This window comes from Enterococcus sp. DIV1279b (assembly GCF_050531515.1).
Classification (GTDB): Bacteria; Bacillota; Bacilli; order Lactobacillales; family Enterococcaceae; genus Enterococcus_D; species Enterococcus_D casseliflavus.
The window spans coordinates 733095-746664 of the sequence record NZ_CP172891.1 but is presented as its reverse complement, the minus strand read 5'-3'; the positions used below and the strand labels follow the sequence as shown (position 1 = coordinate 746664).

The 13570-nt window shown below is 38.9% G+C and carries 13 protein-coding genes and 2 pseudogenes; 1 reads left to right on the top strand and 14 read right to left on the bottom strand.

Annotated elements, in window-relative coordinates; genetic code table 11:
* Positions 1 to 112: 112 nt before the first annotated feature.
* Positions 113 to 793 carry an IS6 family transposase gene (locus IGI71_RS03540; protein WP_002389568.1) on the top strand — a complete coding sequence of 227 codons (681 nt, stop codon included), beginning with the start codon at positions 113 to 115 and terminating at the stop codon, positions 791 to 793.
* Positions 794 to 811: 18 nt separating this feature from the next.
* Here IGI71_RS03540 and IGI71_RS03535 read toward each other — a convergent pair whose 3' ends face one another.
* The 14 genes and pseudogenes from IGI71_RS03535 to IGI71_RS03470 all read right to left on the bottom strand — a co-directional run bounded on the left by IGI71_RS03535 (position 812) and on the right by IGI71_RS03470 (position 13532).
* The gene (locus IGI71_RS03535) at positions 812 to 2695 is read right to left on the bottom strand and encodes a heavy metal translocating P-type ATPase (protein WP_428211172.1); all 1884 of its coding nucleotides are present in this window, start codon (positions 2693 to 2695) and stop codon (positions 812 to 814) included.
* A 319-nt stretch (positions 2696 to 3014) separates the two neighbouring features.
* On the bottom strand, positions 3015 to 3248 hold the full coding sequence (locus tag IGI71_RS03530) for a heavy-metal-associated domain-containing protein (protein WP_003125439.1): 234 nt from the start codon (positions 3246 to 3248) through the stop codon (positions 3015 to 3017).
* A 146-nt stretch (positions 3249 to 3394) separates the two neighbouring features.
* The gene (lgt, locus tag IGI71_RS03525) at positions 3395 to 4249 is read right to left on the bottom strand and encodes a prolipoprotein diacylglyceryl transferase (protein WP_142967592.1); all 855 of its coding nucleotides are present in this window, start codon (positions 4247 to 4249) and stop codon (positions 3395 to 3397) included.
* Complete coding sequence (locus IGI71_RS03520) at positions 4234 to 4572, bottom strand: hypothetical protein (protein WP_081116777.1); 339 nt, start codon at positions 4570 to 4572, stop codon at positions 4234 to 4236. The genes lgt and IGI71_RS03520 overlap by 16 nt, the downstream gene beginning before the upstream one ends.
* Before the next feature lie 228 nt (positions 4573 to 4800).
* Positions 4801 to 5505 carry a Crp/Fnr family transcriptional regulator gene (locus IGI71_RS03515; protein WP_003125436.1) on the bottom strand — a complete coding sequence of 235 codons (705 nt, stop codon included), beginning with the start codon at positions 5503 to 5505 and terminating at the stop codon, positions 4801 to 4803.
* Positions 5506 to 5649: 144 nt separating this feature from the next.
* Positions 5650 to 6222 carry a Dps family protein gene (locus IGI71_RS03510; protein ID WP_002292150.1) on the bottom strand — a complete coding sequence of 191 codons (573 nt, stop codon included), beginning with the start codon at positions 6220 to 6222 and terminating at the stop codon, positions 5650 to 5652.
* A 534-nt stretch (positions 6223 to 6756) separates the two neighbouring features.
* Positions 6757 to 6963, bottom strand: a pseudogene (locus IGI71_RS03505) (IS256 family transposase); the annotation flags it as partial.
* Between the two features lie 175 nt (positions 6964 to 7138).
* On the bottom strand, positions 7139 to 7903 hold the full coding sequence (locus IGI71_RS03500; protein ID WP_002318452.1) for an ABC transporter permease: 765 nt from the start codon (positions 7901 to 7903) through the stop codon (positions 7139 to 7141).
* A complete protein-coding gene (locus tag IGI71_RS03495) occupies positions 7900 to 8553 on the bottom strand; it encodes an ABC transporter ATP-binding protein (RefSeq protein WP_002307505.1) in 654 nt (217 codons plus the stop codon). Before IGI71_RS03495 ends, IGI71_RS03500 begins: the two co-directional genes overlap by 4 nt.
* 83 nt (positions 8554 to 8636) lie before the next feature.
* Positions 8637 to 9059 carry a cupin domain-containing protein gene (locus IGI71_RS03490; protein WP_002307506.1) on the bottom strand — a complete coding sequence of 141 codons (423 nt, stop codon included), beginning with the start codon at positions 9057 to 9059 and terminating at the stop codon, positions 8637 to 8639.
* A gap of 773 nt (positions 9060 to 9832) precedes the next feature.
* Positions 9833 to 10174: pseudogene (locus IGI71_RS03485) on the bottom strand (DNA topoisomerase); the annotation flags it as partial.
* Between the two features lie 206 nt (positions 10175 to 10380).
* Positions 10381 to 10974, bottom strand: a complete 594-nt coding sequence (locus IGI71_RS03480) for an HD domain-containing protein (protein WP_430616179.1) — start codon at positions 10972 to 10974, stop codon at positions 10381 to 10383.
* Between the two features lie 198 nt (positions 10975 to 11172).
* Positions 11173 to 11553, bottom strand: coding sequence for a DUF7006 family protein (locus tag IGI71_RS03475; RefSeq protein ID WP_005225213.1), 381 nt, complete (start codon positions 11551 to 11553; stop codon positions 11173 to 11175).
* 485 nt (positions 11554 to 12038) lie between these two features.
* Entirely contained in the window at positions 12039 to 13532 is a 1494-nt protein-coding gene (locus IGI71_RS03470) for a helix-turn-helix domain-containing protein (protein ID WP_142967589.1), read from the bottom strand.
* Between the last annotated feature and the right edge of the window lie 38 nt (positions 13533 to 13570).

Sequence of the window (13570 nt, the reverse complement as noted above, 5' to 3'; positions counted from 1 at the left end):
ATGAGTAAAAGTGATAGCACTTCAATGAAATAGAAGGTTCTGTTGCAAAGTTTCCCCTCAGATCCATTATAGGGTAAACTGAGTTTAATAGGAACTAGGAGGAGTAACGAAGATGAACCATTTTAAAGGCAAACAATTTCAGAAAGATGTGATTATTGTCGCTGTAGGCTACTATCTTCGGTACAACCTGAGTTATCGTGACGTCCAAGAAATTCTGTACAACCGTGGTATTAACGTGTCTCACACCACTGTCTATCGTTGGGTACAGGAATATGGGAAACTACTTTACAACATTTGGAAGAGGAAAAACAAACAGTCCATTTATTCGTGGAAAATGGACGAGACCTATATTAAAATCAAAGGAAAATGGCATTATCTTTATCGCGCCATTGATGCAGATGGTCTCACTCTGGATATATGGTTACGGAAAAAGCGAGATACACAAGCAGCTTACGCCTTTCTCAAGAGATTAGTTAAACAGTTCGATGAACCAAGGGTTCTGGTGACCGATAAAGCTCCCTCTATTGCCAGTGCCTTCAAAAAATTACAGGCACACGGGTTTTACCAGCGAACAGAACATCGCACGGTGAAATATCTAAATAACCTCATTGAACAAGATCATCGTCCCATCAAGAGACGAAACAAATTTTATCGAAGCTTACGAACAGCCTCAACCACGATTAAAGGCATGGAAGCCATTCGAGGATTATATAAGAAGAACCGAAAAGAAGGCACTCTCTTCGGGTTTTCAGTCTGCACGGAAATGAAGATATTATTAGGAATACCTGCATAAACTATAGCTAGTGTTAGACTAGTATTGTTCATTTTGGAACTTTGCAACAGAACCTTTCAACTTATACTTCATTAATCTCATGCCATTGAAAATTACCACCAAGATACTACCTTCATGAACCAACATTCCGATAGACATATTCATCCATTCGCTGAAGAAGACGCTGGTCAACAAGACCAACACTACTCCAATTGAAATCACGATATTTTGTTTCATATTATTTGCGGTGGCTTTTACTAATCCTAATGCGTGAGGCAAGTTGCTGAAGTTCGAGTTCATTAAAACGACATCGGATGTTTCAATCGCTACGTCCGTTCCGCTTCCCATTGCGATTCCAATGTCTGCTAAAGCTAAGGACGGACTATCGTTAACGCCATCTCCAACAAAGGCTACAATTTGACCACGTTGTTGAAGTTTTCCGATATAAGCCGATTTGTCTTCCGGCAACATGTGGCCGTGAGCTTCGGTCAAACCAAGTTCGCCGGCGACCACATCAACGGTTCCTTGGTTATCTCCTGAAAGAACGACTAGATTTTTCACGCCCAAGTCTTTTAATTCCTGCAAATTAGCTTTCACACCCGGACGGACTTGATCGCGAATGCCCATCAGTACTTTTAATTCACCGTCGACCGCTGTCAAAACGAGAGAGTTCCCTTGTTGTTCAAACCGTTTGACATCTTTTTGCACTTTTTTGCTGAGAGTGACATTTTCTTTTTCCATCAAGGCCACATTCCCAACAGCCACTCTATGTCCAGCTACACTTGAAACGATTCCGCCGCCTTTCACGACTTCAGTTCCTTCAACAGGATAAAAATTTGTTTCTCCAATTTGATTTAAGACCGCTTTTGCTAATGGATGATCTGATTCCCGTTCCACACTGGCCAGATAGCCAAGCGTTTCAGCAGAATCTTTTTCATACAGTTCAGTCGCTGCAACGGTTGGGTTTCCGACAGTTAAAGTACCTGTCTTATCAAATACAATTGTATCCACATTGCTGAAGTCTTGAATGACTTCACTCCCTTTTAAAAGAACACCGTTACGAGCACCATTCCCGATACCGGCAACGTTTGAGACAGGCACTCCGATAACTAATGCGCCTGGGCAACCTAGAACCAAGATGGTGATTGCTAACTCAATATTTTGACTGAACGCCCATACAACAATTGCCAGAACCAAGACAGCTGGTGTGTAGTATTTAGAAAAGCGATCAATGAACCGTTCCGCTTCGGATTTAGAATCTTGTGCTTCTTCCACGAGTTCAATAATTTTTCCAAATGTGGTGTCCTCACCAACTCGGTCAGCTCTGATTTGAATCGTTCCGTTTTCTAAAATGGTTCCTGCAAAAACTTCTGCATCAGCTAGCTTGTTGACCGGAACAGCTTCCCCTGTAATGCTAGCTTCATTGATATGCCCTTCGCCCGTAAGGACTGTGCCATCCACTGGAACTTTCGCACCCGTTTTAACGAGCAAGATATCCCCTTCATCTACATCATCCACTTCTACTTCTTCAAATTCGCCATTATCCATTTGTTTCAAGGCGCTTTCGGGTGCCATTTCAGTCAATTCTTTGATAGCAGATCGCGTTTGGTTCAATGTTCGTTGTTCCAAGTAGTGTCCGAATAAGAATAAGAACGTGACAATAGCCGATTCTTCATAATTTTGAATAAAAAGCGCACCAATCGCTGCAATACTGACTAAGACATCAATACTGATGACTTTGACTTTCATTGCTTGAAACGCTTGAATGGCAATTGGCGTAATCCCAAAGACAGAGGCGATGATCAAAGACCACTCTGAAAGTCCTACGTTTTCTAAATCAAAGTGACTGAAGAAACCGAGTGCGATTAACAATCCACTGATGACGGTGATAACATTTTTCTTGCTTAATATATATTGTTGCATGCTTTTTCCCTCCAAATTTAATTTCTCTTTTATTGATAAACACAGTATAAGATAATTGCCTAAGTAATTAATTGACTGACATCAAGTTTTGAAAAAATACGTGTCCCTTCTCACTATTTTTTTGATCTAACAGCCTCAATGACACTTATTCCTCTTTACAGTTATAACGATACCCTCTTTTTATCGAATAAAAATTTACGGCTATCAAGTTTAGAAAGTTCTCTTTTATCGTTTCTAAGCACCTCGAATCGGATTGCAACAAAAAAGCAATCCCGGAAAAATAGCTTTTCTTCCAGAATTGCCTAGTTCATTTAATCTGTTAAGCGGCCTTGACTTTTGCTTTAAGGACCGGATAGCCTACGTTTTCGATAGCTTTTTGAATCTCTTCAATCGAAGTGACAGCTGAATCAAAATTGGTTTTGACTTTGCTGGAGTTGAATAATACTTTAATGCTGTCTTTATCAATACCGTTAACTGATTTCAAGGCACCTTCAATTTTTTGCATACAACTTGGACAAGACAACGTTTCTAATTGCAATATAGCTTTTTCCATAATTCCTATCTCCTTTATGTGTTTTTATTTTATCCGCAGCAGATTAATGAACACTGCCTTTTCCTCTTTACAACTGTAGTATAGCTCACTTTTAGCAAACGAAAATTGACGCATATCAAGTTTTGCACTTCTTTTTATCTTTTTGCTCAATTCACCATCTTAATAGTCTTTTTCTGCCCCTTATTGCCATCAGAATAATAATAAATTGGTGGATAGTCTTGTCTGCGTATAAACCATACTACAATCGCGCCAATAAACAGGGCCAGAGACAAGGCTTGCGAAACGCGGATCCACTCGCCAATCCATAAATTGTCCGTTCGCATACCTTCAATGAAGAACCGACCCACTGAGTACCACAAAACGTAACTCAAAGCGACTTCTCCTTGACGCAAAAGCTGTTTTCGGTTCCGTATAGTGACGATGAGGACAAAGCCCAACAAACTCCACAATGACTCGTATAAAAAAGTCGGATGGTAGTAGGTACCATTGATATTCATTTGTTCAATGATAAATTCAGGTAAATAAAGATTTTCCAAGAATTGACGAGTAACCGGTCCACCATGAGCTTCCTGATTCATAAAATTGCCCCAACGCCCAATGGACTGGGCTAACAATACATTGGGCGCTAAAATATCAAGAACGAGTGCCAAAGAAGTACCTTTTTTCTTTGCATACCAATATAGCGTACCCCCTCCTGCAATCAATCCCCCATAAATCGCAATGCCGCCATTCCAAATCGCAAGGATTTGTCCTGGATTTTGCAGATAATAACCAAGTTCAAATAACACATAATAAAGCCGAGCGCCGAGGAGTCCAATCGGAATTGCCCATAAGGCCATATCGATAATGGTATCCTCTTCCAGTCCTTTTTTCTTTGCTTCCTTGGTGCTCAACTGGAGAGCCGCTAATATGCCCGCTGCAATAATGACTCCATACCAATGAATCACAACAGAACCAATCTCCACCGCATGGGGATTCAAAACGCCTAATACGAATTCCATTCTATTTGCTCCATTTCTTCAACTTTTCGCGTCATTCTAGTCATGGTGATGCTGAACAAGATTCCGGCTAAGCTCCATGGAAACCAAACAGTGAATACACTTTTATCTCCCTGGTCACTCGCTTCGTAATACGCCACTTTTCCGTGTCCGATTACGCCGGCTCCTTTTACAACTTCCTCTTCTTTTTCCATAGCTAACCTATCTGCCTCAACAACGTTAGACGTTTTTGCTTCGCCGCCAATCGTGTTCTTGGTGAAAGGGACGACAAAGAATGCACCCGCTGCTGACAACGTGATGGCAACTATCACCCAAAAATAATGCACATTCACCCCTACTTATTTTTACGTTTTGTTCGACAACCCTATCTTAAACAAAAATAAAACAAAAAAACTTGAGGGTTATCATGTTTGTGCTTTTATTTTTCCAATGAATGAAGGTCGTTCTGTCTTAAAAAAGCCAAAAACGGACAGATGGAAGCAAAAGCACTGAGTTCTGTCCCGTTGTTAATGAAGAGCGACAGAACACCAATGTGTAGAAAAAAGTGTGTCCGATTATTCGCTGTAAAGCAATAAATCATCTAAATCCTGAATCTTGATCCTTTTCCCAGACAGCTGTTGAATCAATCCCTCGTCCTCCAATTCTCCAAATTTGCGACTGATGGTCTCAGGTGTCGTTCCTAAATAGGAAGCAATGTCCTTTTTTTCCATCGGCAGGGTGATGGTGGGAGAGTTGCCCATTTCAGGTTCCACATTTTCTGCCAAAAACAAAACTAAACGGGTAATGACACTCTCCAAGGCTACTTGTGTCGTTTGACGTTCTGAACTTTCTAACCGTTTAGACATTTCCGCCAATAGTTTTAAAGAAATAGCTGGGTATTGTTCCAGAAAATCTTGGACATCTTTTTGCTGAATCATACAGACAACGGTATCTCGGGTTGCTTCGGCATATTCCTCGTGTACTGCATCCGGGTTGAACAAGGTCCATTCTCCGGTGAAATCACCAGGGTTCAAGATCCGCACTAGCTGCTCTTTGCCAGAGTCTGCCAATCGATAAATACGGATTTTCCCACGATTGATAATATATAAAGTATCCTCTTTTTCTTGTGAACGAAACAGAAACTCTCCTTTTTGATACTGTTTCGTGTGGGCTTTTTCAGCAATGTAATTCATCGCGCTATCCTCTAAGTGATTGAATATTGGAACCAAGCGGATACAGGCTGCGTGGTCGCCAATTTCATGATGGGTATGTTTAGTCAATTCATTCTCCCCCTTTATTTATTTTGTTTATATTCGCTGCTTTTATTATATAAGTCTCTTACTACAAAAAAATTGATGCACATCAAGAAAATGGAAAAAGGACTGGAAAGAATTCCAATCCCTAAATCAGCTTCTACTTTTACCTTAATCTTCATCCTCATCAAGAGCGTCATCATCTTCTAATGCTTCTTTACCAATGAACGCTTGCAGCATCCAAATGTTCTTGTCTAAGTCATTTTTAAAAGCAATCAATGTATCTTCTAAAGCATCGTCACCCTCGTCTTGAGCTAAACGAATCGCGCGAATAGTTAGGTCACGAGTGCTTCTGAAGTCCTCGATAATATTTTCAACCATGTCTTCTGCTTTAGCGTATTTATTAACTGCATCTTCCGAAAGCATCGAATATTTTTCAAATTCAACAGTTGTCGAAGCAGGTTTATGCCCAGAAGTAATTAGACGCTCCGCAAGTTTGTCGAACCATTTTTCATTTTCGTTATACAACTCTTCAAATTTTTCATGCAACGTAAAGAAATTGGCTCCTTTTACATACCAGTGATATTGGTGCAGTTTCACATGTAATGTATGCATGTTGCCTAAAAGATGATCCGCAATGGCCGCTGCATTAATTTTCGTATGATGAACATGTTCCTTGTGTTCTTGTTCTTCTTGCAATCTTTCTTGGGGTGTTCTTTCTTGAGTAGCTTTATTTTCAGTCATGATTTATTCCTCCTATAATTTTGGTTTGTTTAAAATAGCTTTCTTTGATTCCTCCTTTTTCTTTACTGAATTTAGTATAGGATAGATTTCCGTTAAAAAAATTGACGCTCATCAAGAAAAGTATTTCTTAATAGACGCCAGGCTTCTCTATTAAATTCAACTGAAATAATCAAAGGAATGAAGTCGTTCCCTCCAAACAAAAATTTCATTAAAGTAGGGCCTAAAAAAAGAATAGCAACTATACTTTGTCAAGAGACCTGACTGCTATTTTTTTGCTTGTTATTCTTCAATTACCAAATGTCTTGCCTTGCAGTATATTTAATGCTCTTTCTCACTAGTGTTGCATGCAACACTAGTGAGAAAGAGTATTAATAAGATTAACCTAGAAGAATAACTTTACTTTATTTATGTCATACCATAAATAAAAATTGAAAAGAATTTTTTATTTATTTTTAGTAGATCGATTAATAGGAGTTTTAGCTTGGGAGCGTCAATAATTTTGTGTAAATGGTTCTTTCCTACTGTAGATTGTTTCTAATTCTCCATCGGTTGACTCAGCATTTGTTCGAGCTCGCCTTCGGCCTGTTGGAAACCTTTATGACTGCGACCTAGGAATTTTTGGTTGTGAGTATCAAAAGACGAGACTAAGAAACGTTCCATCGACTCTTCATTTTGGAACTGTTCCTTGCGGTGGCTGTATTTCTTGATTTGCTTATTAAAGGATTCAATCAATCCAGTTGCTGCACTATATAAAAAATTTCATCATAGTTTCGCCCTAGTCGTTCCAAAGATTCGATGACAAAAATATCCTTCTTCCTTAAAAAATGAAGTTCTTTTTGCAATTATTCTCGTGAGGTCTTCTTTTAACTACATAAAATTGTAACCACTGGTTTTAAGAGTAGTGTATCATCCCAAATCATATAATTAATTGACTGCGATTGTTATAAAACTCACGGTAAGCCATATAACTAGCAATAAACGAAGAAATCGCAGTAACTGAAATCAACATAAACATCACAACAATTTGGTAACGAATCGCTTGAACAGGATCAATTCCCGCAAAAATCAACCCTGACATCATACCTGGTAGGCTGACAAGTCCAACCGTTTTTGTTCGGTCAATAGAAGGAGCCATGCCCGTTTTGACGCTTTCTCTTACAATACTCATGGACGCTTGTTTTTTATTGGCTCCCAATGCCAATTTTTCCAATACCTGTTGGCGTTGGTCCGTAAATTTTGAATTCAAAGACCGATAGGTCACTCCAATCGCAGTCATGGCGTTGCTGGCAATCATGCCTGTAATTGGAACGATTTGGGAAGGGGACCAGTCAATGACTCCTGAAAAAACAAGAATGAGTAAGGACAAGGCTGTTCCTACTCCAATAGCCGTCGTTGAAATTTTAAAAGAGCGGTTGATCCCCTCACTGCGTGTATGGGCGTTATAAGAAGCGTTGAACACAATGAACAAAACCATCGCTAAAGTGAGAAAGTTGTTATCCACTCGTAATACGTAGCTCAATACATATCCAATAAGGAATAATTGAACGACAGCGCGAATTCCCGCAATAAAAATGTCGTTTCCTAATCCCAATTTCTCTTTGTAATCAATCAACAAGGCAACTATCAAGAGGACAGAGGATAAAAGCAAAGAAAGATTACTGATTTCCAAATTGTTTGTCATTTCGATTCCTCCATTTTTCCACCTTTGATAGTAATCAGACGAGAAGCTTGGTCGATTTCTTCCTGGTTGTGAGTGACGGCCAACACCGTAGTTTGTTGGTCTTTCATCATGTCTCGGACTAAATCAAGGACAATCGCTCTGTTTTCTTGGTCCAATGAACTGGTAACTTCATCCAGGAGCAACACTTTCGGTTGATACATCAAATTTCGGACCAATGCAACCCGTTGTTTTTCCCCTCCTGATAGTTCCTTGACCTCTTTCGATAAGTAAGTTTCAGGTATTTGAACTCGTTCTAACAATTTTTTTGCACGTTCCCGATCAAATCCTTCTTCTCTTATGCGGGCAGGAAAAGACAAGTTCTCTTGAACTGTCTCATCGAATAGAGAAGCGTTTTGAAAGAAATAAGAGACTTCTTTTCTATACTCCACAGGATCGATTTTTTGCAGATCCGTACCTCGATAATAAATTTTTCCGGAAGTTGGGGAAAGCAGCGTACCAATTAATTTCAAAAGGGTACTTTTTCCACTTCCAGAAGGACCAGAAAAAACAATCACTTCCCCTTTGTTTACTGTAAAAGAGATATCTTGAAGGATTTGGTTTCCGTTTGCCTGAAAACCAACCTTCTCTAATTGAAACAATGAATCACTCATACCACTTCTCTCCTTTATAAAAAAGCCCTGCACCAGTGGACCATCCATACGGGTGCAGGGCTTTTGTTTCATCCTAGTGTACCTCAGTGTTCGTTTGGATCGTTTTTGGCGTCTTCATGAGTAGGGTGAACCGTTCCTTCAAGGTGATCTGGACCAGCATAAATGGTATACAGTCTGAGCGGCTTATCACCGGTGTTTTCGATGTTGTGCCACATGTCCGCCGGAACAAATACGGCGTCATCATCCATCACTTTTTGTTGAACATGTAAGTTATCTTTAGAAGGCCCCATTTTACACACGCCTTCTCCTTCTTCAATACGGATAAATTGGTCAATGCCTTCGTGCACTTCCAAACCGATGTCATCGCCCGGTTGAATGGACATTACGGTGACTTGCAGTTTACTGCCTGTCCAAATGGTCGTCCGGTAATTATCATTTCCTGTGGTGGCGTCTTCAATATTAATGATATACGGCTTCTTCCCATGATCCTTGTAGTCTATTTCCATCTTCCATTCCTCCTAGTCTTTTTACTAAAACAATGATACCTACTTCTTATTTATAATAATTCTAATTAATGGTACCACATCTAAAATTCTATGCAAAAAATTGGCTTTTTGGAGAGCGATTCTAAACAAAGACCATATAACGCGCAATTACAATTGGTACCCCTTAATCCTCAGCACATAAAGGAAAAAATATGGAATCAAAAAATAACCGATATGTACTCTGGTTATGACTTGAATCAGGGAGAATTTCAGAGACGACACATCATACTTTTTTAGTTTGCACTTGTAAACTAACTAGCGTATATTAAGTTTATGCTCACTATCAAGCGTTGTCAATCCTTTAGACTCTTATCAATTTCGAAAGAAAGTAGCAAGGTTATTGATTGTGACTGTAAAAGTGGGGTGTTCCTATAAGCACATTAAACTATCTTCTCTAATTTATCATGCTATTTAAATTCTGTTTTTTCATGAGAATTTTTGTCCAAAACTTGTTAAAATGATTTTAAAAAATACTTACATACACAATCCCCAAAAAACACTAATGTCATTTCAGTCAAAAAAGATACCGCAGAAAATTTCCACCTGAGATTCAATACGATATTACTCTCTTGACAGCCAGCTTAATTCCTTAGTTGAATAGATTATTAAAGTGCACAAAAAAACAATGCGGCGTTTGTTATATTTTCTGGTATAAGCGACGGTGCTATAAACTTTTTTGCAGATTAAAAATCATATGAATTTAACTCCAGTAATAAGAGTTTAAGTGCCAATGCATGTTTGATTTCTTCGTTGCGTTGGTAAATCAAGAACAAAGTCGGGGTTTGGACGCGTCCAACGCTAAACACGCCTCTCATGCCGTTTTTCTGCATATAAAGCGTGTAAAGACGGGTGAGATTGATTCCTACCAGCCAATCAGCGATTTGTCGGGTTTCTGCTTCTTTGTAAGTGGAATAAAACGCCTGTCCGTCCTTCAGATTTTGAAATCCTTTTTTGATTTCGCTAGTTTCAAGCGAGTTGATCCATAAACGTTTAATGGTTTTCCGGCTATTTCCCGAAAGGTTGATAATCAAGCGGGCGATTGCTTCACCTTCTCGGTCGCTGTCGGTCGCAATCACGATTGTTTCCGCTTCATCTAAATGCTTTTTGACGATCTTGTATATATTGATGTAAGAATAGACACTGTTACGATAAAATACTTTGTAAAAATATACCCTACTTCCCCGATACTCATAACCATTCCTTCTCTTCTAGTACATTTGGTGTTCATTTTGATGATGCTCTTCTACTTCGGCTCATGTTTAGCAGCTTATTGATTTTTGCTTTATTGCTTCAGCCAACCTTTATTTACGGCATCATCTATAAGTTTTTTAACATAGTCCCAAACTTCTGGCATAATTTCTTTGATGACCTCGTTTCGTTTTAATTCGCGTTCAACATCAATGTTATTTTCTAACCAGGTATTCCCGTCACAGTAGTATATCTGCAAGACAGGCTGTAACCTATCGATTGCCGCTGCATATTTTGCTTCTACGGTTGCCATCTCCTCAAACTCTTCCCACAAATCCATAAATTCATCATATTGTTCTCTCGGTAATGTAGAAAATAAACTTGTAGCTGCTTCCCGTTCTCGCTGTACTTTATCCAGGTACCCAGCTTCATCATAACAATAGGTATCACCTGCTTCGATTTCTACCATATCATGAATAATTAACATTTTGAGTACTCGCAACAAATCCACTTGCCCTTCGGTTGCGACATGTTCTGCAAGCAATAGTGCACATAATGTCAAATGCCAGGTGTGCTCTGCATCATTTTCCCGTTGGTTTCTATCATAGATCAGTGTCGATTGTCTAAGGATGGCTTTAAGCTTGTCAGCTTCGACAATAAACTGGATCCTCTTTTCTATTGCATTCATCTGTGACCTCCAATTATTTGTTGAATGAATTTATATCAAAGGTACAGCTTTTTTCCACAATGCCTCCAAAGTTGCATAAAAAAACTGCAGCCTTTTCTTTTGGTAAAACAATTACTCCTGCACAAACCTTAATGAAAGGCTCCTTTCAAACTTCCTATAACACTTTTTCCTCACGAATGATCTTTGTTGTTACTTCAACTACTCCACGGAAAAATGCAATGAATGGGGCGTAGGCGCGATCAATGTCAGCCCACATCTTTCTTTAAAATAGGTTTTGCTATCTTGTTTCGCCACTTGCAAAATTTCTGCCTCAGCAAAAGGGACCACATTGTCACTCCCCCGCAATTCACTGCATTCCAAAATAATCAAAATCTCTGCTTCTAATGTATTGATTCTCGCATACTGTTCAAAAAAGTTTTCGTGATTGATTTCTTGGATCGCTCGTTTGATTTCGAAGCAATTGGCAAGAATCTTTTCTTTGAGTTCTGGAAACTCTTCCTTGAAAAAAAGCCGCTCCGTTTCTTCCATGTAGAAGTTTAAATATTCTTCCATTGAATGGATCTTAAATGCTGACTCCATCTTTAGTCCTCCTGTTCTATTGATTGGTGAATCTTATGTAAAATCCTGTTTATGTGTTTATCGTTGGAACGAATACGTCGATGCGTACTCTATGGAAATATTGAAAGGAAATCGACCTTTAGGCTGAAATCACTAGCATTACGTTAAATAGAGGATTCGAACACTCTTTCTTACCTTCGCTTTTTCGTAAAACGTTTCTGTTGACCGAGATCTTTATGCCTGCATTATTACATGTTTTTTAGGAAAGGAGACGCCAATCATTTGTTTGTTAGAAGCAAATAAAGTCCTGTTAGATACCTTCGGGTTGGATCGTATCAATTTTAGTTTCATAAAAGTAAACAAGCCCAATAGCCGATTGAGCGATTGACAAACTACATAGGAAATCTGAGAAACGCTGTGCAAAACTTTTCGCTTCCTACTAAAAAAAGGGAGGATTCTCTGGTTTTGAGAATCCTCCTTTTTTTCATACTGTGAAATCCACAGTTTTACGTATGTTTTTGACTAAACTCATTCTGGAACTTTTCAACTGCTTCAATCAGTTCAAGCCAGCGATCCCCCGTTGGAAAACTATTCCATTTAAAAAATTGGACGTTGGGATTTTGGTCAATAAAAGCTTGCCGATTGACGGGATAATCTGTCACGACAAAATCGGGATTTTCGGAAACAAATGAAAGTGTGTACTCAAACCAGCGCTTCAATCGTTCCTTTTGTCTGATTTCTTGGATTTTTCCGAATTTTGATTCGTGAAAAATACGAACCGTAGAACGATCAATTTTCGCTACCAGAGAAAGAAGCATACTATATTGAAAAAGCAAGCGATTGTTCGCTTCATACATGGTTGAAAAAATTGGTGATTGTTGCGCTAACGATTCGTACATCTCCTGAACAAACGGAAAAATCTTAGAAAAGACACGGCGATAATCTTTGTCCGTGGTGCTTTTTCCAAAGGCATCGATCTTATTTTTCGATGCAAAAAGAAGCGAAACCGAATGAATATTCAAGGCATTGACCAACAGATAATCAATATTGCTTTCAGAAACGAGAAAAACTTTCTGAGCGTTTTCCGCAAATAGCCTTGCTGCAGCGATTGCTCGTGGAGAAAAATGATCCCCAATTGTTAACTGACTAGGAATCTCTTCAGGTAAGTACGTCATCATGACAGAAAACATATAATACAAGAAGAGAAATTCTGTTTCTGGAAGCCCATTTAGAATCAAATTGTCTCTTAGCAATGGCTTGATCAGCTCTTCTTTAAATTCTTCAAAGGAAATCGTCAGATGCCTCATCTCCCTCATCTCTTGAGGAATCTCTTTTACAGGAAAGCCTCTTTTAAAACGATAAATACTTAACGCCAACAATTGAACAAATTTCTCCTGATCAATCCCGCGATAAAAACTGGGATAACTTGTCAACTTTTTCTTCAATGTACTGACACTTTGTTTCGTCAATCCACTATAACGCACGTTCGTTGCATCATAGATCTGCCAATACATGATGTGGAAAAAATGCCGAATGCGGTATTCTTCGCCCACAAAAAGCGGTTTTCTTTTTAGGTTCAATCGAATGTGATAATTTTCAAGAATCGTTTCTACTTCCTTTAGTTTTCTTTGAACCGTGCGATTGCTGACATAATGTTGTTGGGCGGTTTCTTCCAGCGACACATACTTATCACTAAAGAGTCTGTCTAAAATTTGAAATGGCATGCTTTCTTCTAGCATGACCGAATAAAGCTTAGACAAAAGAAAATTCGGCGCAAAATAAAGCGTCATCTCTCTACCTTCATGCAACGCAATCTCAAAATAAGGATACGCCGTTTGCAAATCGAGTGCTCGCTCAAAAACTAAGACGATTCGTCGTTTTGATAAGTTTGTCTTTTCAGCAAGAACATTTAGTTTTTCACGCTCCACAGCCTGCTCAAAAAAATGCGCAAACAATTCATAAACATCTTGGTCTAATTTAGTTAAAAGAAATTTATACATAATAATACCTCTTAACTTTATTTTTAAGGTAATTATAC